Annotated in this window: 23 protein-coding genes and 2 tRNA genes; 16 read left to right on the plus strand and 9 right to left on the minus strand. The window is 63.7% G+C overall.

Annotation, left to right across the window (positions count from 1 at the left end; all coding sequences use genetic code 11):
- Nucleotides 1-43: 43 nt before the first annotated feature.
- Both HACJB3_RS01485 and HACJB3_RS01490 read right to left on the minus strand, forming a co-directional pair.
- Nucleotides 44-1,192, minus strand: coding sequence for a pyridoxal-phosphate dependent enzyme (locus HACJB3_RS01485; protein WP_008418653.1), 1,149 nt, complete (start codon nt 1,190-1,192; stop codon nt 44-46).
- Nucleotides 1,192-2,148 (minus strand): succinylglutamate desuccinylase/aspartoacylase family protein, encoded by a 957-nt coding sequence (locus HACJB3_RS01490; RefSeq protein ID WP_008418652.1) that lies wholly within the window; start codon nt 2,146-2,148, stop codon nt 1,192-1,194. The genes HACJB3_RS01485 and HACJB3_RS01490 overlap by 1 nt, the downstream gene beginning before the upstream one ends.
- Nucleotides 2,149-2,250: 102 nt before the next feature.
- Between HACJB3_RS01490 and HACJB3_RS01495 the strand changes: the two genes are divergently transcribed.
- The 8 genes from HACJB3_RS01495 (at nt 2,251) to HACJB3_RS01530 (ending at nt 6,510) form a co-directional block, all read left to right on the plus strand.
- Nucleotides 2,251-2,532: a DUF7536 family protein gene (locus tag HACJB3_RS01495; protein WP_238532784.1), complete on the plus strand. Its 282-nt coding sequence runs from the start codon at nt 2,251-2,253 to the stop codon at nt 2,530-2,532.
- Between the two features lie 31 nt (nt 2,533-2,563).
- Entirely contained in the window at nt 2,564-3,700 is a 1,137-nt protein-coding gene (citZ, locus tag HACJB3_RS01500) for a citrate synthase (RefSeq protein ID WP_008418649.1), read from the plus strand.
- A 60-nt stretch (nt 3,701-3,760) separates the two neighbouring features.
- A tRNA-Arg gene (locus HACJB3_RS01505) sits at nt 3,761-3,836 on the plus strand.
- 161 nt (nt 3,837-3,997) lie between these two features.
- Nucleotides 3,998-4,375, plus strand: coding sequence for a gamma-glutamylcyclotransferase family protein (locus HACJB3_RS01510; protein ID WP_008418647.1), 378 nt, complete (start codon nt 3,998-4,000; stop codon nt 4,373-4,375).
- 195 nt (nt 4,376-4,570) lie between these two features.
- Nucleotides 4,571-5,782 (plus strand): threonine ammonia-lyase, encoded by a 1,212-nt coding sequence (ilvA, locus tag HACJB3_RS01515; RefSeq protein ID WP_008418645.1) that lies wholly within the window; start codon nt 4,571-4,573, stop codon nt 5,780-5,782.
- 31 nt (nt 5,783-5,813) lie between these two features.
- A complete protein-coding gene (locus tag HACJB3_RS01520) occupies nt 5,814-6,194 on the plus strand; it encodes a Rid family detoxifying hydrolase (protein ID WP_008418643.1) in 381 nt (126 codons plus the stop codon).
- On the plus strand, nt 6,194-6,400 hold the full coding sequence (locus HACJB3_RS01525; protein ID WP_008418641.1) for a hypothetical protein: 207 nt from the start codon (nt 6,194-6,196) through the stop codon (nt 6,398-6,400). The genes HACJB3_RS01520 and HACJB3_RS01525 overlap by 1 nt, the downstream gene beginning before the upstream one ends.
- 28 nt (nt 6,401-6,428) lie before the next feature.
- A tRNA-Ser gene (locus HACJB3_RS01530) sits at nt 6,429-6,510 on the plus strand.
- Nucleotides 6,511-6,566: 56 nt separating this feature from the next.
- Here the strand turns inward: HACJB3_RS01530 and HACJB3_RS01535 are convergent.
- On the minus strand, nt 6,567-6,776 hold the full coding sequence (locus tag HACJB3_RS01535; RefSeq protein ID WP_008418639.1) for a hypothetical protein: 210 nt from the start codon (nt 6,774-6,776) through the stop codon (nt 6,567-6,569).
- A complete protein-coding gene (locus HACJB3_RS20070) occupies nt 6,769-6,936 on the minus strand; it encodes a hypothetical protein (protein ID WP_008418637.1) in 168 nt (55 codons plus the stop codon). Before HACJB3_RS20070 ends, HACJB3_RS01535 begins: the two co-directional genes overlap by 8 nt.
- 250 nt (nt 6,937-7,186) lie before the next feature.
- Between HACJB3_RS20070 and HACJB3_RS01540 the strand changes: the two genes are divergently transcribed.
- Nucleotides 7,187-9,769: a PAS domain S-box protein gene (locus tag HACJB3_RS01540; RefSeq protein ID WP_008418635.1), complete on the plus strand. Its 2,583-nt coding sequence runs from the start codon at nt 7,187-7,189 to the stop codon at nt 9,767-9,769.
- A gap of 255 nt (nt 9,770-10,024) precedes the next feature.
- A complete protein-coding gene (locus HACJB3_RS01545; protein WP_049934203.1) occupies nt 10,025-10,339 on the plus strand; it encodes a helix-turn-helix transcriptional regulator in 315 nt (104 codons plus the stop codon).
- Between the two features lie 47 nt (nt 10,340-10,386).
- Here the strand turns inward: HACJB3_RS01545 and HACJB3_RS01550 are convergent, their stop codons facing one another.
- From HACJB3_RS01550 to HACJB3_RS01565, 4 genes are all read right to left on the minus strand, one after another.
- A complete protein-coding gene (locus tag HACJB3_RS01550; protein ID WP_008418632.1) occupies nt 10,387-12,012 on the minus strand; it encodes an alkaline phosphatase family protein in 1,626 nt (541 codons plus the stop codon).
- Between the two features lie 102 nt (nt 12,013-12,114).
- Nucleotides 12,115-14,118: a hypothetical protein gene (locus HACJB3_RS01555; RefSeq protein ID WP_008418628.1), complete on the minus strand. Its 2,004-nt coding sequence runs from the start codon at nt 14,116-14,118 to the stop codon at nt 12,115-12,117.
- Nucleotides 14,119-14,160: 42 nt separating this feature from the next.
- Complete coding sequence (locus HACJB3_RS01560) at nt 14,161-14,931, minus strand: hypothetical protein (protein ID WP_008418626.1); 771 nt, start codon at nt 14,929-14,931, stop codon at nt 14,161-14,163.
- A complete protein-coding gene (locus tag HACJB3_RS01565; protein WP_008418624.1) occupies nt 14,928-15,752 on the minus strand; it encodes a DapH/DapD/GlmU-related protein in 825 nt (274 codons plus the stop codon). Before HACJB3_RS01565 ends, HACJB3_RS01560 begins: the two co-directional genes overlap by 4 nt.
- Before the next feature lie 174 nt (nt 15,753-15,926).
- On the opposite strand from HACJB3_RS01565, the gene HACJB3_RS01570 reads away from it, so the two are divergent.
- Entirely contained in the window at nt 15,927-16,889 is a 963-nt protein-coding gene (locus HACJB3_RS01570) for a glycosyltransferase family 2 protein (RefSeq protein WP_008418622.1), read from the plus strand.
- A gap of 99 nt (nt 16,890-16,988) precedes the next feature.
- On the opposite strand, the gene HACJB3_RS01575 is transcribed toward HACJB3_RS01570, so the two are convergent.
- The gene (locus HACJB3_RS01575) at nt 16,989-17,957 is read right to left on the minus strand and encodes a hypothetical protein (protein WP_013199334.1); all 969 of its coding nucleotides are present in this window, start codon (nt 17,955-17,957) and stop codon (nt 16,989-16,991) included.
- Between the two features lie 473 nt (nt 17,958-18,430).
- Here HACJB3_RS01575 and HACJB3_RS01580 point away from each other — a divergent pair, with 473 nt between their 5' ends.
- The 5 genes from HACJB3_RS01580 (at nt 18,431) to HACJB3_RS01595 (ending at nt 23,216) form a co-directional block, all read left to right on the plus strand.
- Nucleotides 18,431-19,558 (plus strand): polysaccharide deacetylase family protein, encoded by a 1,128-nt coding sequence (locus tag HACJB3_RS01580; RefSeq protein WP_238532786.1) that lies wholly within the window; start codon nt 18,431-18,433, stop codon nt 19,556-19,558.
- A 94-nt stretch (nt 19,559-19,652) separates the two neighbouring features.
- On the plus strand, nt 19,653-20,525 hold the full coding sequence (locus HACJB3_RS01585; protein WP_008418616.1) for a winged helix-turn-helix transcriptional regulator: 873 nt from the start codon (nt 19,653-19,655) through the stop codon (nt 20,523-20,525).
- 146 nt (nt 20,526-20,671) lie between these two features.
- Nucleotides 20,672-20,800 carry a hypothetical protein gene (locus HACJB3_RS20970; RefSeq protein ID WP_008418613.1) on the plus strand — a complete coding sequence of 43 codons (129 nt, stop codon included), beginning with the start codon at nt 20,672-20,674 and terminating at the stop codon, nt 20,798-20,800.
- Nucleotides 20,797-21,873, plus strand: coding sequence for a hybrid sensor histidine kinase/response regulator (locus tag HACJB3_RS01590; protein WP_008418611.1), 1,077 nt, complete (start codon nt 20,797-20,799; stop codon nt 21,871-21,873). The genes HACJB3_RS20970 and HACJB3_RS01590 overlap by 4 nt, the downstream gene beginning before the upstream one ends.
- 92 nt (nt 21,874-21,965) lie before the next feature.
- A complete protein-coding gene (locus tag HACJB3_RS01595; protein WP_008418608.1) occupies nt 21,966-23,216 on the plus strand; it encodes a glycosyltransferase family 4 protein in 1,251 nt (416 codons plus the stop codon).
- The last annotated feature ends 17 nt before the right edge of the window (nt 23,217-23,233 follow it).

A 23,233-nucleotide genomic window follows, 5' to 3' on the forward strand; every position in this document is an offset into this window, starting at 1 on the left:
ATTGAAAAGGGTTGAGCTTGCGTGCGAACTGCTCACAGCCGCCTCAGCTCCAGACTGCCTTCAGGCCGCTCCCGGTCAGGGGGACGACGACGTCGTCGCCGTCGTCGAGGACGCCCCGAGCGCGGTACTCCCGCAGGGCGGCCGGTGCAACCGCACACGTCGGCTCCGTGTAGAAGCCCGCTCGGTGGAGTCGGTCGAGTTCGCGTTCCGTTTGGGTCTCTCCGATCGCGATCGCATCCCCGTCTGTCTCGGCGATCGCCTCGCGAATCTCCGTTTCCCGAACAGGCTCGCGGATCCGGATCCCGTCGGCCAGGCCGTTTTCACCCCTGATTGTGCCGTGAATTGTGTCGGCGATCGGGGCGTAGCCGACGGCCTGCGCGCCGAGCAACCTGGGCATGGAGTCGATCCAGTCCGCCTCGAAAAGCGCACGAAAGCCCCGGTAGACCCCAAGAAAGAGCGTTCCGTGACCTAACGGGAGGACGACGGCGTCGGGGACCTGCCAGTCCCGTTGGGCAGCGATCTCGAAGGCCGCTGTTTGGGTCCCGGCGAAGAAGGCGGGGTTCCACGCGTGGCTGGCGTACCAGCCCCCGCCAGCCTGTCGCGGGCTACGCCCGCGTTCCGTTCCGGCGGAACGTGTTTCTGTCCCCTCTACGGCGTCGATACACGCCTCGGTGACCGCCTCACGGTCGCCCTCGACCCGTATCACTTTCCCGCCCGCCCGCTCGATAGCGGCGACCTTCGAGGCCTTGACCGACGCGGGGACGTAGATCTCGGCGTCGATGCCCGCGCGGGCGGCGTAGGTCGCGACTGCCGCGCCGGCGTTGCCCGAGGAGTCCTCCAGTACCCGCTCGACACCGAGTTCCGCCGCCCGCGAGAGGAGCGTCGTCGCACCCCTGTCCTTGAAACTCCCCGTCGGGAAGACGTACTCCAGTTTGAACGCCGCGTTCCACTCGGGTGCGGATACCAGCGGAGTGAACCCCTCGCCCAGCGTGATCTCTCGGGAGATGGGCATGAACTCCGAGAAGGCCCACAGCCCGCGGCGGGTATCGAGTTCGGAAAACGCCGGTGGCGGCCCCTCGGGAAGCGGTCGATCGGCGAGTTCGAGGGGGCCGCCACAGGAACAGCGCCACGGTTCGTCGACGCCGGCGGCATAGGTCCGCTCGCAGGCCGGACAGAACAGGTCGCTCGCCATCAGTACGTGTCGATACCGGTCGCGACCGAGCAGACGTACTCGCCGGTCGCCACTTGTGGCAGCCGCCGGGAGCGCCAGAAGATCCCGTTTCCGTCCGCGCCCACCTCCGATTTGACCGTCCCGAAGACGTCCCGCACGGTAAAGACCGTCTCGCCCCGTGAGACTCGCTCGCCGAGTTCCTTCTCGAAGCGTACGAGGCCGCCCGACGGCGAGCCGTACTGGTCGAAATCGGTCGCGCGCGTCTGGGGTTCGGGGTCGACGTCGCCATCGAGAAACCCGTAGTATCGGAGTACGTTGAAGATCCCCTGGACGCCGTACTCGATGCTCTCTTCGTCCCAGCCGACACAGCCCCCGAGCTCGGGGTCGACCGTCGGGATGCCCTGGTCGGGGCCGACGCGGGCGAGCTGGCCCCCGGGGCCCTTCTGGTCGAGGACGTGCCCGCAGCCGAAGACCTTCGCGAGGGTGAGACACTTCTCGTGGAGCCGGTGGCGGGTGCCACAGCGCACCCGAACCTCGTTGAGCATCCGGCTGGTCGAGCCCTGATGCAGGTCGAGGATCATGTCCGCGTCCTGCGCGGCGTCGAACGTCGCCGCCGAGATCCGCTCTGAGGAGGTGCCCTCGCTGTCGCCCGGGTACGTCCGGTTCATCTTCGTGTCGTCGATCGGATTGCGGTGCTTTGCGACCTGAAAGCCGTGGTAGTTGACGATCCCGACGACGAGTACCTGTCCCGCCAGTTCCGCGGGGTCGATCCGTGGGACGGCCCGCTGGACCACGCCGATCCCGTTGAGTTCGTCGCCGTCGCTTGCGGCCTGTATGTAGAGGGTCTTCCCGCTCCGTGCGCCGTTTATCACCGCGACCGGAAGCCCGAACTCGCCGCCATCGCGCGTCTCGCCGACCACCAGCCGCCCCGTGTCGAACTCGCCGGGGGCGGCCGTCGCCGTTCCGAGGCTCGTCATTACTCCTATACCGCGGGGCCACGCTCTTTAGCCGTTCGATTACCCACCTCCTTGCCTCCGAGGACCGACGCGATTTTGCCCGCGGCGCCCGAACGGTCGGTCGTGACCGAGGACCGACGAAAGCCATCGCTCGCCGGGCTGTTGCTCGCGTTGGGGGTTCGCCGGCACGTAACGGTCGGGCTCGCCGTCGGCATCGCCCTTGCGGCGCTGGCCTACGTCTACCGGATCCGGATCGTCGATCCCGCCCCCGGCGTCGAGAGCTCGCCGCTGTTGTTCGGCGTCCTCGCGGTGACGCTTGCGATCTCCACCGGGGCGCTCGTCGCGATCGTTCTGACGACCGTGGCCGCGATCCGGCGCGCGAGAGGTTCGACTGAGAAACGGTAATCCTTAACCGGGATGGTCGTCAATCCCGGGTATGGCCGACGATCTAAAAAAGGGACTCGAAGGCGTGCTGGTCGCCGAATCCTCGCTCAGCCACATCGACGGGGACGAGGGGACGCTCATCTATCGCGGCTACGCCATCGAGGATCTGGCCCGGGAGGCGAGTTACGAGGAGGTGCTCTATCTCCTCTGGTACGGCGAACTCCCGACGCACGACGAGCTCGATTCGTTCACCGAGCGGATGGTCGCCGAACGCGCCGTCGACGAGGATGTTCTCGCCACCGCCGAAGCGCTCGCCACCGCGGACGCCGAACCGATGGCCGCGCTTCGGACGGTGGTTTCACAGCTCTCGGTCACCGATCCCGACGGCGAGACCGACCCCGAGGACCGCGAGGCCACCCTGGCGAAGAGCCGCCGGCTCACGGCGAAGATCCCCACCATCATCGCCGCGTTCGACCGCTATCGTGACGACGACGAGCCCGTCGAGCCCCGCGAGGACCTGAGCCACGCCGCGAACTTCCTCTATATGCTCAACGGCGAGGAGCCCGACGAGATCGCCGAGGAAACCTTCGACGCAGCACTCGTCCTGCATGCGGACCACGGACTGAACGCTTCGACGTTCTCGGCGATGGTCACCGCGAGCACCCTCTCCGATGTCCACAGCGCGGTCACGAGCGCCATCGGCACGCTCAAAGGGGGGCTCCACGGCGGCGCGAACCAGAACGTCATGGAGATGCTCAAGGAGGTCGACGACAGCGATAAGGACCCCGTCAAGTGGGCCCGCGATGCCCTCGATTCGGGTCGCCGGGTCGCCGGGTTCGGCCACCGCGTCTACGAGGTCAAGGACCCCCGTGCGTACATTCTCGGGGAGTTCTCCGAATCGCTCGCGGAGGAGGCCGGCGAGATGAAATGGTACGACTACAGCGTCGCCATCGAGGAGTTCATGTCCGAGGAGAAGGGCATCGCCCCGAACGTGGACTTCTACTCGGCGACGACCTATTACCAGATGGGGATCCCGATCGATCTGTTCACTCCGATCTTCGCCCTGTCGCGCGTCGGCGGCTGGACCGCTCACGTCACGGAGCAGTACGAGGACAACCGGATCATGCGCCCACGGGCGCGCTACGTCGGCGACAAGAACCAGGAGTTCGTCCCGATCGACGAGCGCTGACCCGTCACGCGAGTCAGATTCACAACATTTATATCTACCTGTCGCATTTCTGTGAAGTGAGGGCACGTAACTCAGCCAGGACAGAGTACCGGATCTCGTATCCGGCCGTCGCGTGGTTCGAATCCCGTCGTGCCCGCTCGCTGGCGCACATGCACGACAGTTCCGTCCCATTCCTTTCATTTTCACCCTCACGAGTGGCTACGGGCAGCCTTCCCGCCGTGGCCTGTCGGTGTATCTCACGCCCGATCCCATCGTAACCCGAAAGCCTTCGGCGTCCGAACTCCGGGCGTGAGACGAGTGTTCGTCTACGGAACGCTGACCGACCCCGAGCGCGTCGCTGAGTTGCTCGACCGCTACGACCTCGGCCCCGCAGCAACTCTCCATGGACTCCACCGAACCGAGGGTCGGTATCCGACGCTCGTCCCCGGCGGCAAATGTGAGGGTCGCCTGCTCGAAACGCACGAAATCGACCGTCTCGATGCCTATGAGGGCGTCGACTCTGGACTCTATACGCGCGTTTCGATCCCCGTTTCCGACGGCACGAACGCCGACTGTTACGTCGGCGATCCGGATCGGCTTGACGTGGACGCCGAGTGGCCCGGAACGGGATCGTTCGCGGAGCGCGTCCGGTCGTATCTCGCGGCGCACGAGGTCGAAATCGGCCACAAAGGATGACACCCGTGCGCCACCCGTCTGACACCCCATCCACATCGGTTCAGTCCGGCGGTTTCACTTCCCATTCGGACGGATGGGTTTTATATAGTTAGAACCCTCCCGTAGAGGTGCACGTCACACGGTTCGTGCATTCCCCATCCGTCCCCTGATTTTTGTGGATAAACGGTTAACCACGCCTGCCGCATAGCCCCGGCTATGCTCGACGTTCAGGACGTTTATGCGGCCCGCGAACGCGTCGCACGGACGGCGCGGCGCACTCCCCTGGAGTATTCACACACCTTTTCGGAAATGACCGGCGCGTCGGTCCACCTCAAACTCGAGAACTTCCAGCGAACGGGATCGTTCAAGATCCGCGGGGCGACCAACCGCATCGCGACGCTCTCCGAACCCGAACGGGAGGCGGGTGTCGTCACCGCGAGTGCGGGTAATCACGCCCAGGGCGTCGCGCTCGCGGCCACCCGTGAGGGGGTCGACGCGATCGTCGTCATGCCCGAACACGCCCCGATCTCGAAGCTCAAGGCCACGCGAAGCTACGGCGCGGAGGTCCTGCTTTACGGCGAGGACTACGACGCCGCTGCCGAACGCGCCCACGAGATCGAGCGCGAGCAGAACCGGACGTACGTTCACGCCTTCGACGACGAGGCGGTGATGGCCGGCCAAGGGACCATCGGCCTCGAAATCGCGGAAGACTGCCCCGAAATCGATACCGCGATCGTCCCCATCGGCGGGGGCGGGCTCATCAGCGGGATCGCGACGGCGCTCAAGGCCCAAGAGCGGGAGATCCGGGTGATCGGTGTCCAGGCCGAGGGCGCGGCGACGATGGCCGACTCGCTCGCAAAGGGTTCGCTCCAGTACCGTGAGGCGGTCGATACGATCGCCGACGGGATCGCGGTCGGTCAGCCCGGCGAGCACACCTTCGAAGTGATCCGCGAGCGCGTCGACGAAGTGGTGACGGTGTCGGACTCGGAGATCGCCGTGGCGCTCGCGGCGTTGCTCGAACGCTCGAAAACGCTCGTCGAGGGGGCGGGGGCGGTCCCGCTTGCGGCCCTTCTCTCGAACGCCTTCGAGTACGACGAGGGCGAGACGATCGTCCCGGCGCTGTGTGGGGGTAACATCGACCTCAATACGCTGACGACGGTGATCATGCGCGGGCTGGTCGAGACGGGCCGGTATCTGAAGATCCGAACGGTGCTGAAGGACCGGCCCGGGGCACTGCGCCAACTGATCGACGTGATCGCCGAGAACCGCGCGAACATCTACGCGATCCAGCACGACCGGACCTCCCGGGACATCGCGATGAACGCCGCCGAGGTGGTGATCGACCTCGAAACCCGGGGCCACGACCACGTCGAGGAGCTGCTTGCAGGAATGGGCGAGCACGGGTACGAAGTCGAGGTCCTGGTGTAGCTTTAAGAACGCCCCGTTCGAGGAATGGGGTATGAAGCGGATCATCAGCACGTCGGATGCACCCGAGGCGATCGGCGCGTACAGCCAAGCGACCGCCGCGGGAGACCTGCTCTTTAGCGCCGGGCAGATCGCGCTCACACCTGAGGGAGAGATGCTCGCCGACGAACCGGTCGCGGTCCAGACACGCCAGTGTCTCGAGAACATCAAGGCGATCCTCGAAAGCGAGGGCCTCTCGACCCAGCACGTCCTCAAGACGACGATCTATCTCGACGACATCGCCGATTTCGAGGAGGCAAACGAGGCCTACGGCGAGTACTTCGCGGACAACCCGCCCGCCCGAAGCGCCTTCGAGGTCGGAGCGCTCCCGAAGGGGGCAGCCGTCGAGATCGAGGCCATCGCTACGACCGAGTGATGGACCCGCGGTTGAAGGCGAGCCTGCTGTGGGGTGCGATCGGGGCGCTGTCCTTTCTCGTCCTCGTTCAGGGCTACGAACTGCTCTCGGCCGAGCGCCTCTCCTTCTCGCTGAAATTCACGGTCGCGACGATCGTCGGGTTCGCGGCGGCCGGATCGACGTATCTCGCCGAGCCGGTTCTGTTCGACGAGAACGGAAGGGTTTAAACGCCGACGGCGGGTACAGTCGGTGTCAGCCGGGATGGCCGAACGGTAAAGCGCACGCCTGGAAAGCGTGTTCCCGTATGGGATTCTGGGTTCAAATCCCAGTCCCGGCGTCTTTTCGAATTACCTGAACCGCCGGCGGTCGGACGGCAAACGGGTGGGTTCGGGCTCATCGGCTCTCCTCGATCGAGACGTACGACCCCCGCTGGGCCGCGATCCAGCGGTCCTCGGGCCGCCCCCGTGTCGCATCGAACGCGACGACCTCGTCGGGTTCGAACCGACCCTCTAGTCCGACGCTGGCGGGATCGAACGTATAGCGCAACGCAAACGTCGGCCAGTCTGCGACCGCCGATGCGCGTTCGGAATCGATCTCAGTCATCGCCCCGCCCGCCGGGAAAGGACGTCTCGAGACGCCGCAGAAATTCGATGGATTCCTGCAGATCCACCATCTGTCCCGTCGTGATGTCGTGGGTGGTGGCTGCCTCCTCGAGGATGCGCCTCGATTCGGTGACTCGGTCCGGGAGCGACTTCGGACTCATCTTCGGTCCCCAGCGTCGAACGGAGCGTCGCCGGCGGTTTCGGACCGCCGACACGCGGTGGTTGTGTCCTGATTCATGACGTATCGATTCGTTTACTATCGAAAGTGTCTCCCGGACGTATGTACTGTTCCTATGGGTTCTGTAACCGTCGGAATCACCGTCTAGTAACCTTCATATCTAGAAAATTGTATTCAATACATAATAAAGTATATGTATTATAGAGCGTAAATGAACGGATACGAGCCCTCCAATGTCGCCAGTCAACGTCCTCTATCTCGGTCGCACGGCCGGTCCGCTCGAGCGACTGCTTTCGGCGACGGGTCGGACCGAGCCGCCCGTATCGGTGTCGGCGGTCCCGACGCTCGATGCGGCGATTGCGCGGCTGGCGTCCCTGCAGGCGGACTGTCTCATCTGGGATATCGACTGTGAATCCAATCCCGAGATCGAACGGCTGTTCTCGCTCGCGCCCGGTTTGACCGTCGTCGTTCGGGAACCTCGCTCGACGCCCGACTGTCTCGAGGCCTACGCCCCCACAATCGTCCGGGCCGACGACGATTCGCTAGTCGATGCGGTGCGTTCGACCCGATCTTCGGCGGAAAACTCGGACTCGCCACCCGAGGTCGCGATGTCCCTTCTCGATCGTTCGGCCGACCGAATAGCGCGGATCGACGGGGACGGAACCTATCGGTCGGTGAGCGACGGGTTGGCCGCCGCGCTCGACAGTTCCGCGGCGGCGCTCGTCGGAACGACGATCGCTGAGACGTCGATGATCGATCCCGAGGTGCTTATCGAACACGGACAGCGTGCGCTTCAGACCGGGGCGATCCAGCGCTACGTCGACGAGGACCATCAGTACGTCTTCGTCCCTATCGGCGACGACCAGTTCCAGCTCGTCGTACAGGACCCGCGATCGGAGACGGTATCCGAACGCGTCGAACTCTCGAACGGGTTCATCGACACCGTTCTGGACCGGCTGTCGGACATCTTCTTCGTCTTCGACTTCGAGGGGACGTTCCTTCACTGGAACGACCGCCTCACGGAGGTGACTGGCTACTCCAACGACGAGATCGCGTCGATGTCGCCGATGGACTTCTTCGTTCAGGCCGACTACGAACGGGTGGACGCGGCGATGTCGGAGATCGTCGAGACCGGCGATGCGACCGCCGTCGTCCGCATCCGAACCCGCGGCGGGCGGTTGCTGCCTTACGAGTTCACGGGGTCGATGGTCGCCCGTGAGGACGGCTCGCCACAGTACATCTGCGGGATCGCCCGCGATATCTCCCAGCGCCGCCGCTCGGAGCGGGCGTTGCGCGAGCGCCAGCAGGCGCTGTCGAACCTCATCAAGAACCTGCCAGGGGTCGTCTATCGCTACCGCAACGAGACGGGCTTTCCCGTCGAATTCATGAGCGAGGGCTGTACGGCTCTGACGGGCTACTCCCGCGAGCGCCTCGAATCCGGCGAGGTCTCCTGGACCGACGACGTGATCCACCCCGAGGATCGGGAGGAACTCCGGGCGGACGTCCAGACGGCCCTCGCGGAGGACGAACAGTACCAGACGACCTACCGCATCCGCACCGCCGACGGGGAGATCCGCTGGGTCCGCGAGCAGGGCAGCGGCGTCGATGACCCGGACGGATCGGTCGAGTACCTCGACGGGTATCTCACCGAGGTCACGGACGTCGTCGAGATCGAGGAGGAACTCCGCCGCGAGAAGGCCTTCACCGAGAGCGCACTCGACGCCCAGCCCGACCTGTTTTACGTCTTTTCACCGACCGGCGAGATGCTCCGCTGGAACGACCGGTTCAACGAGGTCACGGGCTACTCCGACGCGGAGATCGAATCGATGCAACCCACCGACTTCGTCGCATCCGAGGACGTCCCGAACGTCCGCAACGCGATCGGTCGCGTCGCGACCGACCACGAGACGGGATCGATCGAGGCGACGCTCGTGACCGAAGACGACCGTCACATCCCCTACGAGTTCACCGGCTCGGTGATCGAGGACGTCGGCGAGTCGGTCTATGACACCCGCGAGCACGACCTCTATCTCTGCGGGACCGGACGAAACATCTCACAGCGGATCACCGCCGAGCAGGAACTCGAGGCGGCGATCGAGGAACTCGAGCGCTCGAACGCCGAACTCGAGCGCTTCGCCTACGTCGCCTCTCACGACCTCAAAGAGCCCCTCCGAATGATCCGCAGCTACCTCGATCTGATCCAGCGACGCTATGAGGGCTCGCTCGACGAGGACGCCGACGAGTTCATCACGTACGCCGTCGACGGGGCCGAGCGGATGCGGAGGATGATCGACGACCTCCTGACGTACTCCCGGATCGGGACCGACGATATCACCCTCCAGGCGGTCGATCCCAACGAGGTCATCGACCGCGTCCTCGACAGTATCCGGATCGCCATCGAGGAAGAAAACGCCGACGTCACCGTCGAGGACCTCCCGACAGTCGAGGGCGACGCCCAACAACTCGGTCAACTGTTCCAGAACCTCATTAGCAACGCCATCGCTTACTCCGGGGAAGCCCCGCCGGAGATCCACGTCTCGGCGACCGAATACGACGACGGGTGGCAGTTTTCCGTCTCGGATAGCGGGGTCGGGATCGACCCCGACCAGATCGACGAGGTGTTCGAGATCTTCTCGTCGGGGACTGTCTCCTCGAGTACCGGGATCGGGCTGGCCATCTGTAAGAAGATCGTCCAACAACACGGCGGCGAGATCTGGGTGGAGTCCGAACCCGGCACCGGTTCGACGTTTCATTTCACGATTTCGGATACCGACACCACGGACCCGAATCGAGCCTCCGAAATGCTTGATGTATGAGCCACCATCCGTTCTTGCTGTTCGAGACGCTTACTGTGGGATTAATAGGTAAAATGACCTAAAACCGATTCGGCGTAACGTCTCTCGCTCTCTTAATGATACCGTTATTTCCGAAACGTACTCGTCGATAGTGCGGTGTACGGCCCTCCTCGAGGGGATACACCGCAACCCCGTTTCCTAGGGACGGTGTAATATCGTGAACCATCGGCCCATTATATACCCCTCGCTGTCATACTCTACTCTGAGGTATACTGAATGCATGATTTAACAGGATTTCAGCGTGATCTGCTCCTGGTGATCGCTGGCCTCGACGAACCGAAAGGACTGGACGTTAACGACGAACTAGAACGATACTACGGCACTGAGATCCGTCACGGGCGGTTGTATCCCAATCTCGACACGCTCGTGAACAAGGGCCTGGTCAAGAAGGGCAAACACGACCTCCGAACGAACAAGTACGTTCTGACCGACCGGGGCGAGCGAGAGATCGAAGCCCGCCTCAACTGGCAGCTCTCGTACATTCCTGGCGACATCAAGAGCCGACTCGAAGGGCTCCCGCAGACACAGTAAACCGAACACGTCATGCAGACAGTCTCCGCCGGTGCGATGGGGGGAGGCTACTCGAGATAGCCGAGGTCCGACAAACGGTCTTCTACCCGTTCGTCCTCGGTTTCGTCCGTCGATGACCCCGCGTAGGCAGGATATTCGCTCGCTCCAACGTCTCCGACGACCGGTAGGGCCCGACCGTCCATCCGATCGCTGTAGGGTACGCCCATCGCCGAGCAGACCGTCGGCGCGACGTCGAACAGATGCGCGTCCGAGAGATCCCCGTCGATGTCGATACCCTCGCCCGCGGCGACGAACAGGCCGTCGAGTTTGTGGTTCCACGGCTCGGTCGGTGGTCCGAACAACTCGGTGCGGAGTTGGGCCGACAGGAACTGTTCGAAGTCGTTGGGGATCGTGAGAACGTCGACCGCGTTGTCGGTATAGGGGCCCCAGAAGTACTCCTCCCGTGGGACCACCTCGCCGAACACCGGATCGCCGTCCGGCGTGTCGATCCCCTGCAGGCGTTCGATGAGGTCTGCCCGAACGGTCTCGTATTCTTCGGGGGGGACGACGCCCTCGGGGTCACGTCCCGCGAGGTTGATCCGGACGCCCAATTCGGTGCGCGCGCGCATGTAGGCCCGCGATGCCGGGAAGTCGACCTGCTGTGAACCGGTCCGGGTCACGCCCGAAGGGGCGTACCGGCGCGCGAGCGAGCCGAGGCCGATTCGGTCGAGGACTCCGACTGCACGGGAGGGCGTGATTCCGATTTTCGCGGCCACCGCGGCGAGCCGCTCGATACGATCCGGCTCCCAGTTGGTCTCCTCGCTCCCCTCTCGGAGTTGATCGCGGATGGGGTTCCACGACGGCATCCCCTTTCCACCGGTCGTCGCCTCGACGTACCCTTCTCGACGGAGGTACTCGTTGATGCGAAACTCGTAGTTCTCGTAGGGCCCTATCCCGTGGTCGCTAGCGACGAACACCCGTTTCGGGTCACACTCCTCGAGGATGCGCCCGATCTCCTCGTCGGTCGCCTCGTAGATCTGGCGGACTTTCGCCGAGTCGCCCTCGAACTCGTGGAAGACGGTGTCGGTCTTTTGGAACTGGACGAACCCGAAGTCCGGTTCGTACTCGCCGACGAGGTATCGAAACGCCTCCCCACGCATCCGTGCCAGCGTGCAGTACTCCTCCATCTTCTCGACGTCGCTGTACCGGTCGTCACCCCGCGAGTAGTTGGGATAGACCCGATACTCGCCGATCGCCTCGCGGATCTCTTCCAGAAGCCCCTTCGGCTGGGTGCTTGGGTTCTCGGGACCGATGAAGCCCGGTACGATCGCGCCGTCGATGTCGTCGGGCGGGGCAGTAACGGGGACGTTGACGATGACGCTAGACCGGTCGTGCTCGTCGAGGAGCCTCCAGAGGGCGTGTTCACGGACGTGGTTCGCGGTGACGACGCTCCAGTCGTAGCCCTCGAAGTCGATGAACCCGTAGACGCCGTGTTTGCCGGGGTTGACACCGGTGTACATCGAGGGCCACGCGCTCGGTGTCCAGGGAGGGATCTGCGATTCGAGGGGCGCGCTGACACCCTCCTCGATAAGCGATTCGAGGTGCGGTATACTATCGGTCTCCGAGAGTCGGTCGAAGACCGGCTGACAGGCGGCGTCGATCCCGATCAACAGCGTGTCCAGTCGGTCGCTCATCGTCGATCCGTACGTCCGGTGTAGTTCGGTTCGTCTGATCGGTCCATCGTCGTCGACGTATCGGGTGAGTTCATGATCAGTTTCGTCAGCGTGTAGTCGTCCTCAGGTGTCGGTTTCGCCGCCGCCGAGGTCGGTACCGGTGTTCGCATCGCTATCGACCTCCCACGTGGCAGTACACATCGTCACGTCGCCGTTGTCGTAAGCGTAGTGTCGCTCGGCACCGCAGAGTTCGTTCCTGCTCATCTCGGGGGTTACGCTCCGATCGTTCTCGCTGACGAAGAACGATCCGCCGGTGGTCTGATAGTCGCGGTATATCAGCGTCTCGGTGTTCCGGAGCCCCTCGTCGGTGACGTTTGCTGCGACACTGGGTCCGGGTCCGGCCCGCGAGAACACGGTGTTGTACGGGTGGTCGGTGTTGTACGTCTCGTCCTCCGCGATCGGTCTGATGTCGCCGATCGTCTCGACGGCGTTCAGCTCGGGGGCGGTGTAACTGTATTTCGTCTGTGTTCCCTCGAATCGAGGGTTGTCGATCGTCCCGTCAGTCGCGGTAAACGCGACCATCGGGAACGCAAGCGCGAAGACGAGCAACACCACGAGGATGACCGGCGTAGTGAGGCGCCGGGCGAGATACGCGAGACCGACCGCCGCCAGAAGCGCCATCGGCGCTGTGAGAAACGCGTACCACCGCTGGGGGATGAACGTCCGGATCCCGAACATCGGGAACCCGAAGATGAACACGAGCATGACGACGATCGACGCGCCACACATAACCGCTCCGTGGGAGATGTTTCGCCGTCTGAGCACGTAAAAGCAACCAACGACCGCGAAGACGAACACCAAGAGGAACACCGCGGCGTCGATGTACTGGACCGCCTGTTCAAGCACCGTCGGGGCGGACGCCGCCTGCGCCCCCCGATCGCTCGTAATGTCGCCGAGACCGGCCGATTCCTCGAGCGTGACCCGGAAGAAGCTGAACGTCGTCGCGAGGAACGTATCGCCGTTGTACGGTGTCAGCGACCACATGAACGTGATGAAACCCAAATCAAACGCCAAGAGGCCGGTGAGGCTCACCGAGTCGCCGCTCCCATGGGTGTACCCCTGAAACCGGTTCGGCGGTGAGAGCAACTCGAATCGCAACAGGAGGTGTGCGAGCAACCCCGCTCCCGTCAACACGAGCATGATGAACGCCGATATCTGGTGGGTGAGAATGGTCGCGACGCTGAGGACGACGATCAGGACGAACTCCCGCCCTCCCGGGTTGACGTCGAGTACCCGGACGAGCAGGTAGAACACCCCGAGAAAGAAGACGAGTCCGAGTCCCGTCGGGATCAGATGGATCGACCATTCGACGGTGTGGGCCGACATCGCAAAGACCGCGACCGCGAACAGACTCCAGCGCGCCGAGACGAAGAGTCGAGTCGTGATATAGAGGAAGACCGACGAGATCGCCATCCCGAAGCCGACTGAGAGGAACAGTCCGTTGCGAACCGAGACGTCCGCGAGGAGACTCGTCGCGACGACGGCGAGGTGAAACAGCGGTGCGGCGTAGTACTTGCCACCTTCGAGGATGTCGAGCGAGTTGGTTTCGGCGATCGTCACCGAATATGAGGCGACGTGGGACCAGACGTCGATCCCGGTGTACCCCGGCGTCGTCAGCAGGGAGACGTACCGGATCGTGAAGGCGAACGCCACGATCTGGACCAACAGCAACCACGGTACGAAGTCACGTTCGCGCGTGAAGAATATCTGGAGGAAGAGGCCGGCCCCCACCACGGTTGCAATGGTGTAGAACGCGGGTGTGCGTGCGCCCTGATAGAGTCCGAGACCGATCAACAGCGCCGTGCCCAGTATCGTCAGGCTCGGGAGCAACCGCCCGGCCCAGGTCGGGAACGCGGGCAACCCTTCAGTGTTGCTGGTGCGAACCGCGAGCAAGAACAGTCCCGAGGCGATCGTCATCGCGACGGGGATCGCCACGATGTAGAAGTTCGAGGCGAGCAACCGCAACGGAAGCAACACGACGGCGAGGACGAGCGCGAGGACCGCACCCAACACGTCGAATCGCTGGGTCGAGAGCCAGCCGTAGATACGGCCGGAGCTACCCGCCACGGTCTTGCCCTCGCGTGTGTCCTCGGATACGGAATGGCTGGATCATTCGTTCGTATCGTAGTGAAACTCGTCTACGTTATACATCTTATCAACGAGCTGCTCGTGCATAAATCGTCGCGTTCGTCCCAGTTCGCGATCGACCTCTCCAGCGAGTCGCGTCTCGAAGTCGGCGTCTTCGGCGCCCCAGAGCCCGGGATGGGTGAGGATCTGGAGCTTCTCGGGTCGCTCCCCGGACAGCGGGTGCTGATCGCGCCAGCGCTGGTTCGAGTCCCCGAGGTAGGCGATATCGGTGAAAAAGCGCTCCTCGTAGGTGCTGATAAAGCCCTCGAACGATCGTCGGAAGAGCCACTCGTCGGGGCGGTGAAACGAGACCGCCTCGCTCACGTCGCCGAGCAGGCCAGACAGGGCTTCGCGTTCGGCGAGGACTCGCTCGGTGACCGCGGCCGACGGTGCCTCGCCGTTCCAGTACTGATGGGTGCTGAAGTGGACGCCGACGGTGTGGCCCATCGATTGGAGTTCCTCGAGGGCCGCCCTGACCGGCTTGTAGAAGACGTTGTACAGCGGACAGGTGAGCAACACGAAGTAGGTCGACTCGATGCCGAGGTCGGCTTCGATCCGTCCCATTCGCAGGGCCTTTCGTGGCGCGAAGTCGATGTCGTGGCGGACGATCATCTCGCCGGCCGAGAGCGATTCGTCGTAGTCGGCGGGGGTGTAGCCCGAGTCGAGGAGTTCGCTGAGAAACCGTTCGTACCAGTCGTAGGTAAACTCGACCGTCGCCGCCGACGGTCGATCGGAGGGTCTGTGTGTGGTCATTGGTCTGTGATGGGGCGTGCCGGCGTGCCGACGACGGTCGTACCGTCGGGAACGTCCGAGAGGACGCCCGCGTTCATGCCGATTTCGGCGTCGTCCCCGATCGCGACGTCGGTCGCGACCGAGACGTGCGGGTGGACCGTCACGCGCCGTCCGACGGTCGCACCGCCGGAAAACCCCGATCCGTAGGCGACGGTCGTGTCCCGACCAATCCGGACTTGGTGGGCGAGGTGGACCTGCCCGCTTAGCTTCGCGCCGCGTTCGACGACCGTCTCGTCGAAGACGGCCCGGTCGATCGAGGCGTTCGGACCGATCTCAACGTCATTTTCGATTACCACGCCACCTTGATGTATCTGCCGATGCAAGCGATCCGACCCGTCGCGTGCGAAGCCGAACCCCTCGCTTCCGAGGACCGCCCCCGCACGGAGCGTACAGTCGTCGCCGATCTCGACGCAGTCGTCGACGTGGACGTGTGGACCGATCACGACCCGCTTTCCGACCCGTGCCCCATCGGCGACGGTCGCGGTCGGATGGATCCGCGTCTCGTCCGGTCGGTTCATGAAGAACTCGTTTGCGATCCGCACGAACGCGAGCTTCGGTTCGCGGGCGAGCACGAGCGTTCTCGATTCGGGCGCGTCGATCCCCGGTGGGCAGACGATCACGCCCGCATCCGACTCGTGGACGTAGGTCGGATCGTCGTAGATACAGAACGCGAAATCGTCGGAACCGGCGGTATCCAGCGCATCGAGGCCCGTCACCGTCCGTTCGGGACCGACGTGTTCGCCGTCGACGAACGCGGCGATCTCCGTTGAACTGAGAGACACGGTAGTCTACTCGCAGATGGTTTCGGGAGGTATTTTATTATCCCGACGCTAACGCCGCCTGTCGAAGCGAGCGCGCCGGCTACGGCGGAGACGGGCCGCGGGCCGTGAGGGCGATACTCCCTCCATAACCAAGAGCCGTGACCGGGGCGCTACCGACAGAGCACCTGCATACCTATGTATAACGACAAGACGATCGCCGCCGTCATCCCGGCGTACAACGAGGAGCCGTTCATCGGCGAGGTCCTCGAAACCCTCCCCGAGTTCATCGACCGCGCATACGTGATCGACGACCGTTCGACCGACGACACGTGGGGTGAGATCCAACGCAAGGCAGAGGCGGTCAACGAGGAGGGCGAAACCACCCTCGATCGCGTGGTCCCCATCCGCCACGCCGAGAACAAGGGCGTCGGCGGCGCGATCAAGACCGGCTATCTCCACGCGCTCGACGACGAGATGGAGGTCACGACCGTCATCGCGGGCGACGGCCAGACTGAACCCGACATCGTCGAGCGGATCGTCAGACCCGTCGCCGAGGAAAAGGCCGAGTACTCGAAGGGTAACCGTCTTCTGGGGGCCGAGCGCCGCGACATGCCGCTGTTCCGGCAGGTCGGTAACTTCACCCTAACGCTGATCACGAAGATCGCAAGCGGTTACTGGAAGATCATGGACCCACAGAACGGTTCGACCGCGATCTCCTATGAGGCCCTCGACAAGGTCGGAATCGAGGAGATGTACGAGGACTACGGCTACTGTAACGACCTGCTCGTTCGTCTGAACGCCAAGAACATGCGCGTCGCGGACGTCAAGCGCCGTGCGGTCTACAAGGACGAGGAAAGCGACATCGACTACAAGACCTACATCCCGAAGGTCTCGGGGCTGCTCCTCAAGGACTTCCTCTGGCGCCTGCGCGTGAAGTACCTGATCCGAGACTTCCACCCGCTCGCGCTCTTCTATTACGTTGGTGCGGCCTCGGCGGGTGCCGGGGTACTGTCGGCGCTGAAGGCGGCGCTCGACCGGGAGGGGACCTCCCGGGGGACCTCGCTCGTCCTGTTCGTCGTCGGCTGGCTGTTCATGCTGCTGGCGATGGTCTTCGATATGGAGGAAAGCGAGGACCTCGAGGTTCTCCTGTACGACTGAGTGCCCTTGCGGTGCCGTCGGCCGTCTCGAACGCACGCAACGCTGATCGAAGGCAACCGACGGAAGGAAAGACCGTCCGAGTGAGTCGAGTCCGACAGTTCAGTACTCGAAGACGTCGTAGCGGCCGTTGCCGCTGACACTCAGATCGTCGGTCTCGACCGAGCCCGCACCGCCCGTGACCGAGACGCCGTCCCGGACCGTTCCCGAGAGGTCCATGTCGACGTCGTGGATGCTCGCCGAGTCGACCCCGGGCATGACGCGGATGGCTTCGGTCTGGTCAATGCTCATCTCGATGGAGACCTCCGAGACCTCGAGTCCCGACCCGCCGTCGAGTCGGATCGGGCGCTGGCCGCCGAAGCCGTCGATGTCCTCATCGTAGACGAACTCCGTCCCTTCGATCGAACTCCCGTCGCCGCCCAGACGGACCCCCGCGACGTTGGCGTTCTCGACGCGTCCACCCTCGACGTGGACGGTTCCGTCGGCGCTGCTGTCGCCCTGTGAGCAGTAGATCCCGTTGTCGGGGAAGGGGCCGATCTGGATGTCCCGCAGGGTGACGGTGCCCTCGTGGTAGTTGCTTACCAGCAGGCCCGTCCCGCCCCGGCCACCGGAGACGTCCTCGCCGCCATCGGAGAGGTCGACGTTCTCGACGAGGCCCTCGCCGTCGCTCGATTGCATCCCGACGAGCATCGGACCTTTGCTGGGCGTGTCGTGTTTCCCGGAGACGGTGAGGTCACCCGCGTAGAGATCGTCGCCGGCCTGGAGTTCGAAGACCCGGCCGCCGGTGTTGTCGCCGCTGATGTCGGCGGTGAACCCCTCGACGTGGAGGTCGTCGATGGGGCTCCGATAGGTACCGAGTTTGAAGGTATAATCATCGGTGGGGGCGACGCGGATGGTGGCGTCGTCGCCGACCATGCCGAACTGCTCGTAGCCCGCGATGCGGACGGTACCGTCGACGAGGTACTCGCCGGCGGGGAACTTCACGAGGGTGCCGTCGTCGGCGACGCGTTCGAGCGTCGACGTGATCGAGCTATCGCCGTCGTTGTCGGCCCCTGCCTCCACGATGTCCACTACCTCCGAGTATTCGGAGGTGTCTGCTGCACTCGCGATCGATCCGAGAAGTGGCGTTGCTGCAAGCCCCCCGATCGCACCGAGATAACCGCGTCTACTGAATGAGTTGCGCGCTCCGTGGTCTTGCTCTCGCATTTCGTTCCCATGACATGCTCCCCAGTCGGTAATTCTTTCGAAACCGCAATCGTCTCCATAGAATTCTCGATGGTTGATAGTATCGTGAACCGTTCGGGAGTGGTCGTCGACGATGGGTTCGTGAGGAGTGGTCGGCCGGTTCGCTTACGCTCCGAAAGCAACAGAACCGACATTATCCCACTCGTACGGGATCGCTAACTGACGGATCGGTAGAGTACGCGGCCCGTCCCGGCAATTCTTGCAGGATCGGGTTCGACGGACGCGATCGTTTTCGGCGGTAGCAGCTCCGCATATTATTCGATGTATAAATAAAGGTCGTGGCCCGGATATTACGGACGATGACGCACACTACTGGCTTTCGCTCGGGTCGCCGGTCGTTCATGCGGGCGATCGGTGCGGGAGCGGCCACGATCGGCGTTTCCGGTCTGTCGGGCACCGCGGGTGCCCAAGAGGACGCCGAACCGGCCGGGTATCTCTCGCTCATCTACGACGATGGCCCTGTCGAGGACTACGAGATGTATCGAGTCCATCAGCAATACGGCGTACCGGGGTGTACGGCGGCGTGTCCCGGTCTGCTCAACTCCTCCGAGAACTGGCTCAGTAGCGGGCAAGTTCTGGAGATGTCCGATAACGGCTGGGAGTTCATGTCCCATACGATCCGACACCGCGCGCTCGGCGAGATACCGATCGTCGAGGATATCGCGACGGGCGATACCCGGATCTACCCCGAGGCGACCCTCCACGGCCGGTTCGAGGGCGACCCGATCGTCGTCTTCGACGAGGAACTCGAGGCCGAAGCGACCGTCGCGGGCAACGGCGAGGACGATACCGGCCCGTACATCGAACTCGAATCGGGGATCGACGAGAGTTTCACCGCCGGTTCCGACACCCGCGTTCGGTACACCGAGGAGTTCCTCCGACAGATCCTCACCGAGTCGAAGGCCGGGCTCGAAGAGTACGTCCGCGAGGACCAAGTCACGAACCTGATCTACCCCTACGAACGCGACGACGGGCTCGTCAGTGAGCTCGCCCCCGAGTACTACGTCGCGACCCCGACACGCGACGGGGTCGGTCTCAATCCCGAGTACAACCCCGATCCCTACGGCCTCGGTCGCCGCTACATGGAAACCGACCGGATGACCGAATCAGATATCGAGACGTTCCTCGACAACGTCGCCGAGGAACCCGATTACGGGATCCTCGCCGGTCACAGCGAGTACGACACCCTGCCGCCCGAACGGGTCGATTTCGTCCTCCAGCAGGCCCAAGAACGCAACATCCAGGTCGTCACCGTCCAGGAGGCGCTCGATATCTTCGGCGTCGCTCCCGAACCCGAACGCAACGTCGGCGGGAACGACTCCGAACCGAACAACGAGCCCGCTGGCGGCGGTAATGTCGAGGAGGACGAAGAATCGATGGGGTTCATCCAGCGCATTCTCGCCTTCTTCCGGTCGCTGTTCAACTGACCATTTTATTTAGTGTATTTATAATAACTTTATTTAGACTAGAAAACGTATAATAAATTACGGAGGAGCCCATAGGGACCGTAGGCGATTGACGGTGACCAGTAACACAGATCGGGCACAACGGGTCGTCGATACCGTCGACCTCATCTCGAAGAAGTGGCATCCGGTGATCATACAGCGGCTCCTCGAGGCCGAACCGTTGCGATTTAACGAACTCAAAGAGCGTATCGATGGCATCTCGGGGAAGGTCCTCACCGACAGTCTGGAGGATCTCACCGAGAGCGGGCTCCTGTCCCGGACGGTCGTGAGCGAGGCGCCAAAGCGAGTCGAATACGAACTCACGGATACGGGCCACGAGCTTCAGGACGCGCTCGAGGCGCTCGCCGCTTGGGGCGACCGCCACCTCGATCCCGACCCCGACCCCGTGGTGTTGATCGTCGACGACGACCCCCGGCTCGTGCGGATGCACGCCAGTTGGCTCGAATCCGATTACACCGTCGAACGGGCCTACGACGGCGAGGACGCGTTCAAAAAACTCGACGACTCGATCGACGCCGTGTTGCTCGATCGACGGATGCCCGGCATTGACGGCGAGGACGTCCTCGCACGGATCCGCGAGTGGAACCTCGATTGCGGGGTGATCATGCTTTCGGCCGTCGAGCCCGACTTCGATATCGTCGACATGGGCTTCGACGCCTACATCGTCAAACCCGGGTTCAGAGACGAGGTCCGCGAGACGGTCACCGACGTGCTCGCGCGGGACGTCCACGACGCCCCGCTCAGGGAGTATCTCGCCCTGTCGGCGAAGGAATCGCTGTTGCGCGCAGAGAAATCGGCGGCCGAACTCGAAGCCAGCGACGAGTACGACCGGCTTCGACGCCGTATCGAACGACTCGCATCACAACTGGACGATCCCGCCGACGCGGCCGACGACCCACAGCTCCAAGCGCTCCTCAACGACGCCTGAATACCCCGTTTCGATCTCGCCGAGATAGTACGCTCGGATCGCGCGCCGTATGGGGTGGTCGTTCGCGACACGACGGCGTCCGAGCGGTTGTCCACAGTACGATCACTATTTTTACTATCTATGAATAAAAAATATAACTTGTCAGGATGTACAATATCAACGTGACCCCGTCCCCGCCCGTCTCGACGCTCGCTGACGATCGGTTCCGCTCGGCCGACGATCGTCGCGAGGTGTTTCGCCCGCTGACCATGATCCGCGCGGACGGATCGACATGAACGCCGATCCGGCGTTCGGGTCGGTCCTGTTGATCGAGGACAACCCCGGCGACGCCAGACTCATCGAGGAGATGCTGCGTGAGTACCGTGACGACCCACCCATCGAGTTCGCCCACGAATCGTCGCTCGATGCCGGTCTCGACCGTCTCGTCGACGTCGACCCGGACGTGTTGTTGCTCGACCTCCGCTTGTCCGATAGCACCGGTCTCGACACGCTCGAACGCGTCCTCGGGGCGACCGATACCGTTCCGGTGATCGTCCTGACTGGAATGCCCGAGGCGAGTCTCGGGATGGAGGCCGTCTCCTACGGCGCACAGGACTACCTCGTGAAGGACGACGTCACGCCGGAGGTCCTCGCGCGGGCGATCCGGTACTCCATCGAGCGAAAGAAGACCGAGCGCGAACTCAGGACGCGCACCCGGGAGCTCGCCATCCTCAACCAGCTCACCCGCCACGACATCAGAAACGACATCAGCCTCGTCGTCGGGCGCGCCCGCGAGGTGACCGAGTACGTCGAACCGCGCGGCCAAGAGGCCGTCGACGAGATCATCCAATCGAGCAACCACGTCCTCCAGTTGACCCGGACCGTCGGCGACATCGTCGAGACCGTCACCGACGACGAGGAGGTCGATCTCTATCCCGTCGTCCTCTCGCAGGTGCTCGCGACCGAGGTCGAGCGCGCCCAAGAGCTCTATCGGGACGTCGACCTCTCGATCGAGGGCGAGGTCGCGGGGCTTCGGGTGCGCGCGAACGACCTCCTCTCGTCGGTCGTCGGCAACCTCATCAGCAACGCCATCTTCTACAACGACAAGGACGTTCCTACCGTCCGGCTCTCGGCCGACCCCACCGACGAGACGGTGGTCGTCCAGGTCGCCGACAACGGCCCCGGCATCCCCGACCGGCGCAAGGACCGGATCTTCGCCGAGGGCGAACAGGGCGAGGCGAGTTCGGGCATGGGGATCGGACTCTCGCTGGTCGATCGCCTCGTCACCCGATATGACGGCGAGATCTGGGTCGAGGACAACGACCCCGAGGGATCGGTGTTCTGCGTCGAACTCCGACGGACCGGGTAGGATCGTTCCCTGCGATTACGATACTGATAATAACGTGTGCCCGCCGAGAAGACACAGGAGAATGACCGACGCGATCGATTCCAGTGACGACCATGTCTGAACGCCTCGACGTCGCGTTCGTTCCCGCGGAGTGTCCCGGTAGCGACGGCACCGGCGCGACACACAGTTCGACGATCTACATCGAACGCCTCTCCCATCACCACGACCTGACGGTGTACGTCTCGACCCAGATGGACGCCCGAGAAGCGACGCTCCCCGCACAGGACCGCGTCGAGTACGTGCTCCACGACCGCCTCCCGAAGCTCCCACACCCGATCTTCACGAAGATGGACGCCCTGCGCGAGGAGCGTGCCGCCCTCGAACGCCACGACCTGGTCCACTCCTATTCTTCCGCCTTTATCCCCGTGCTCGCCGATCTGGACGTCCCGACGCTTCTCACGCTCAACTCCTACCTGCCCGTCTGCCCGAAGGCGGACATGATGTACCACGGCGAGCGGAAGTGTTCGGGACCCGGCCAGCTGAAGTGTGCGACCTGCGTGCCCGCGACGGCGATGAAACGCCGTCAGGGACTCGAAGCCGAACTCCGGCAGGGCTACGTCTCGATGGGTCAGATCCCGTTCGTCCGCTCCTCGATGGCTCACGCAGAGGAGATCACCGCCTACCACGCGCTCTCGCCCCACCTGAAAGAGGACTACGCCGACCTGGGATTCCCAGCCGAGGCGACGACCGTCGTCCCGCACTTCTACGACGAGGGGTTCTACCGCCCGCGGGAGGGTCCCGCCGAACTCACCGAACCGATCACCGCGCTTTACGTCGGCGCGTTGCAGGACATCAAGGGCGTCGAGACCCTGATCCGGGCGCTCGCCCTGCTCCGGCGGACCGGGCACGACGTCGAGTTGCAGGTCGCGGGTCGTGGCCCCCTCGAGGGGACGCTTCGGGAACTCGCGATTGACCTCGGGGTGAGCGACGCGATCACGTGGCTCGGCTACGTCGATCACGGCGAACTGCCCGATCTCTACCGTTCCTCGGACGTGTTCGTCTACCCGGGGATCATCGACGAGCCCTTCGGCCGGGTGATGCTCGAGGCGCTCGCGACCCACACGCCGATAGTGAGTGCGGACGTCGGGAGCATGGACTACATCATCGGCCCCGCCGGGACGCTCTTCGAACCCGGCGATCCCGAATCGCTCGCCGACGCCTTCGAGGCGCTCTGCGTGGAGTACGCCGACCACCGGGCGGCGATCCCCGAGCAGCTCGAACGCTTCGCACCAGAGACGGTGATCGAATCGCTCGGGTCGCTCTATGCGGACGTCGCCACGAGTTTCTCGACCCGATCGACGTAACACGGAAACGCCATCGA

The sequence above is a fragment of the Halalkalicoccus jeotgali B3 genome (assembly GCF_000196895.1).
GTDB lineage: Archaea > Halobacteriota > Halobacteria > Halobacteriales > Halalkalicoccaceae > Halalkalicoccus > Halalkalicoccus jeotgali.

What these genes read in the sequence shown, in the direction of transcription:
- HACJB3_RS01590 (WP_008418611.1), top strand. Translation starts at nt 20,797, where the DNA reads ATGAACGCCGATCCGGCGTTCGGGTCGGTCCTGTTGATCGAGGACAAC.
- HACJB3_RS01560 (WP_008418626.1), bottom strand. Translation starts at nt 14,931, where the DNA reads ATGACCACACACAGACCCTCCGATCGACCGTCGGCGGCGACGGTCGAG.
- HACJB3_RS20070 (WP_008418637.1), bottom strand. Translation starts at nt 6,936, where the DNA reads ATGAGTCCGAAGTCGCTCCCGGACCGAGTCACCGAATCGAGGCGCATC.
- HACJB3_RS01595 (WP_008418608.1), top strand. Translation starts at nt 21,966, where the DNA reads ATGTCTGAACGCCTCGACGTCGCGTTCGTTCCCGCGGAGTGTCCCGGT.
- HACJB3_RS20970 (WP_008418613.1), top strand. Translation starts at nt 20,672, where the DNA reads ATGTACAATATCAACGTGACCCCGTCCCCGCCCGTCTCGACGCTCGCT.
- HACJB3_RS01485 (WP_008418653.1), bottom strand. Translation starts at nt 1,192, where the DNA reads ATGGCGAGCGACCTGTTCTGTCCGGCCTGCGAGCGGACCTATGCCGCC.
- ilvA (WP_008418645.1), top strand. Translation starts at nt 4,571, where the DNA reads ATGCTCGACGTTCAGGACGTTTATGCGGCCCGCGAACGCGTCGCACGG.
- HACJB3_RS01520 (WP_008418643.1), top strand. Translation starts at nt 5,814, where the DNA reads ATGAAGCGGATCATCAGCACGTCGGATGCACCCGAGGCGATCGGCGCG.
- HACJB3_RS01570 (WP_008418622.1), top strand. Translation starts at nt 15,927, where the DNA reads ATGTATAACGACAAGACGATCGCCGCCGTCATCCCGGCGTACAACGAG.
- HACJB3_RS01490 (WP_008418652.1), bottom strand. Translation starts at nt 2,148, where the DNA reads ATGACGAGCCTCGGAACGGCGACGGCCGCCCCCGGCGAGTTCGACACG.
- HACJB3_RS01535 (WP_008418639.1), bottom strand. Translation starts at nt 6,776, where the DNA reads ATGACTGAGATCGATTCCGAACGCGCATCGGCGGTCGCAGACTGGCCG.
- citZ (WP_008418649.1), top strand. Translation starts at nt 2,564, where the DNA reads ATGGCCGACGATCTAAAAAAGGGACTCGAAGGCGTGCTGGTCGCCGAA.
- HACJB3_RS01550 (WP_008418632.1), bottom strand. Translation starts at nt 12,012, where the DNA reads ATGAGCGACCGACTGGACACGCTGTTGATCGGGATCGACGCCGCCTGT.
- HACJB3_RS01525 (WP_008418641.1), top strand. Translation starts at nt 6,194, where the DNA reads ATGGACCCGCGGTTGAAGGCGAGCCTGCTGTGGGGTGCGATCGGGGCG.
- HACJB3_RS01540 (WP_008418635.1), top strand. Translation starts at nt 7,187, where the DNA reads ATGTCGCCAGTCAACGTCCTCTATCTCGGTCGCACGGCCGGTCCGCTC.
- HACJB3_RS01545 (WP_049934203.1), top strand. Translation starts at nt 10,025, where the DNA reads ATGCATGATTTAACAGGATTTCAGCGTGATCTGCTCCTGGTGATCGCT.
- HACJB3_RS01580 (WP_238532786.1), top strand. Translation starts at nt 18,431, where the DNA reads ATGACGCACACTACTGGCTTTCGCTCGGGTCGCCGGTCGTTCATGCGG.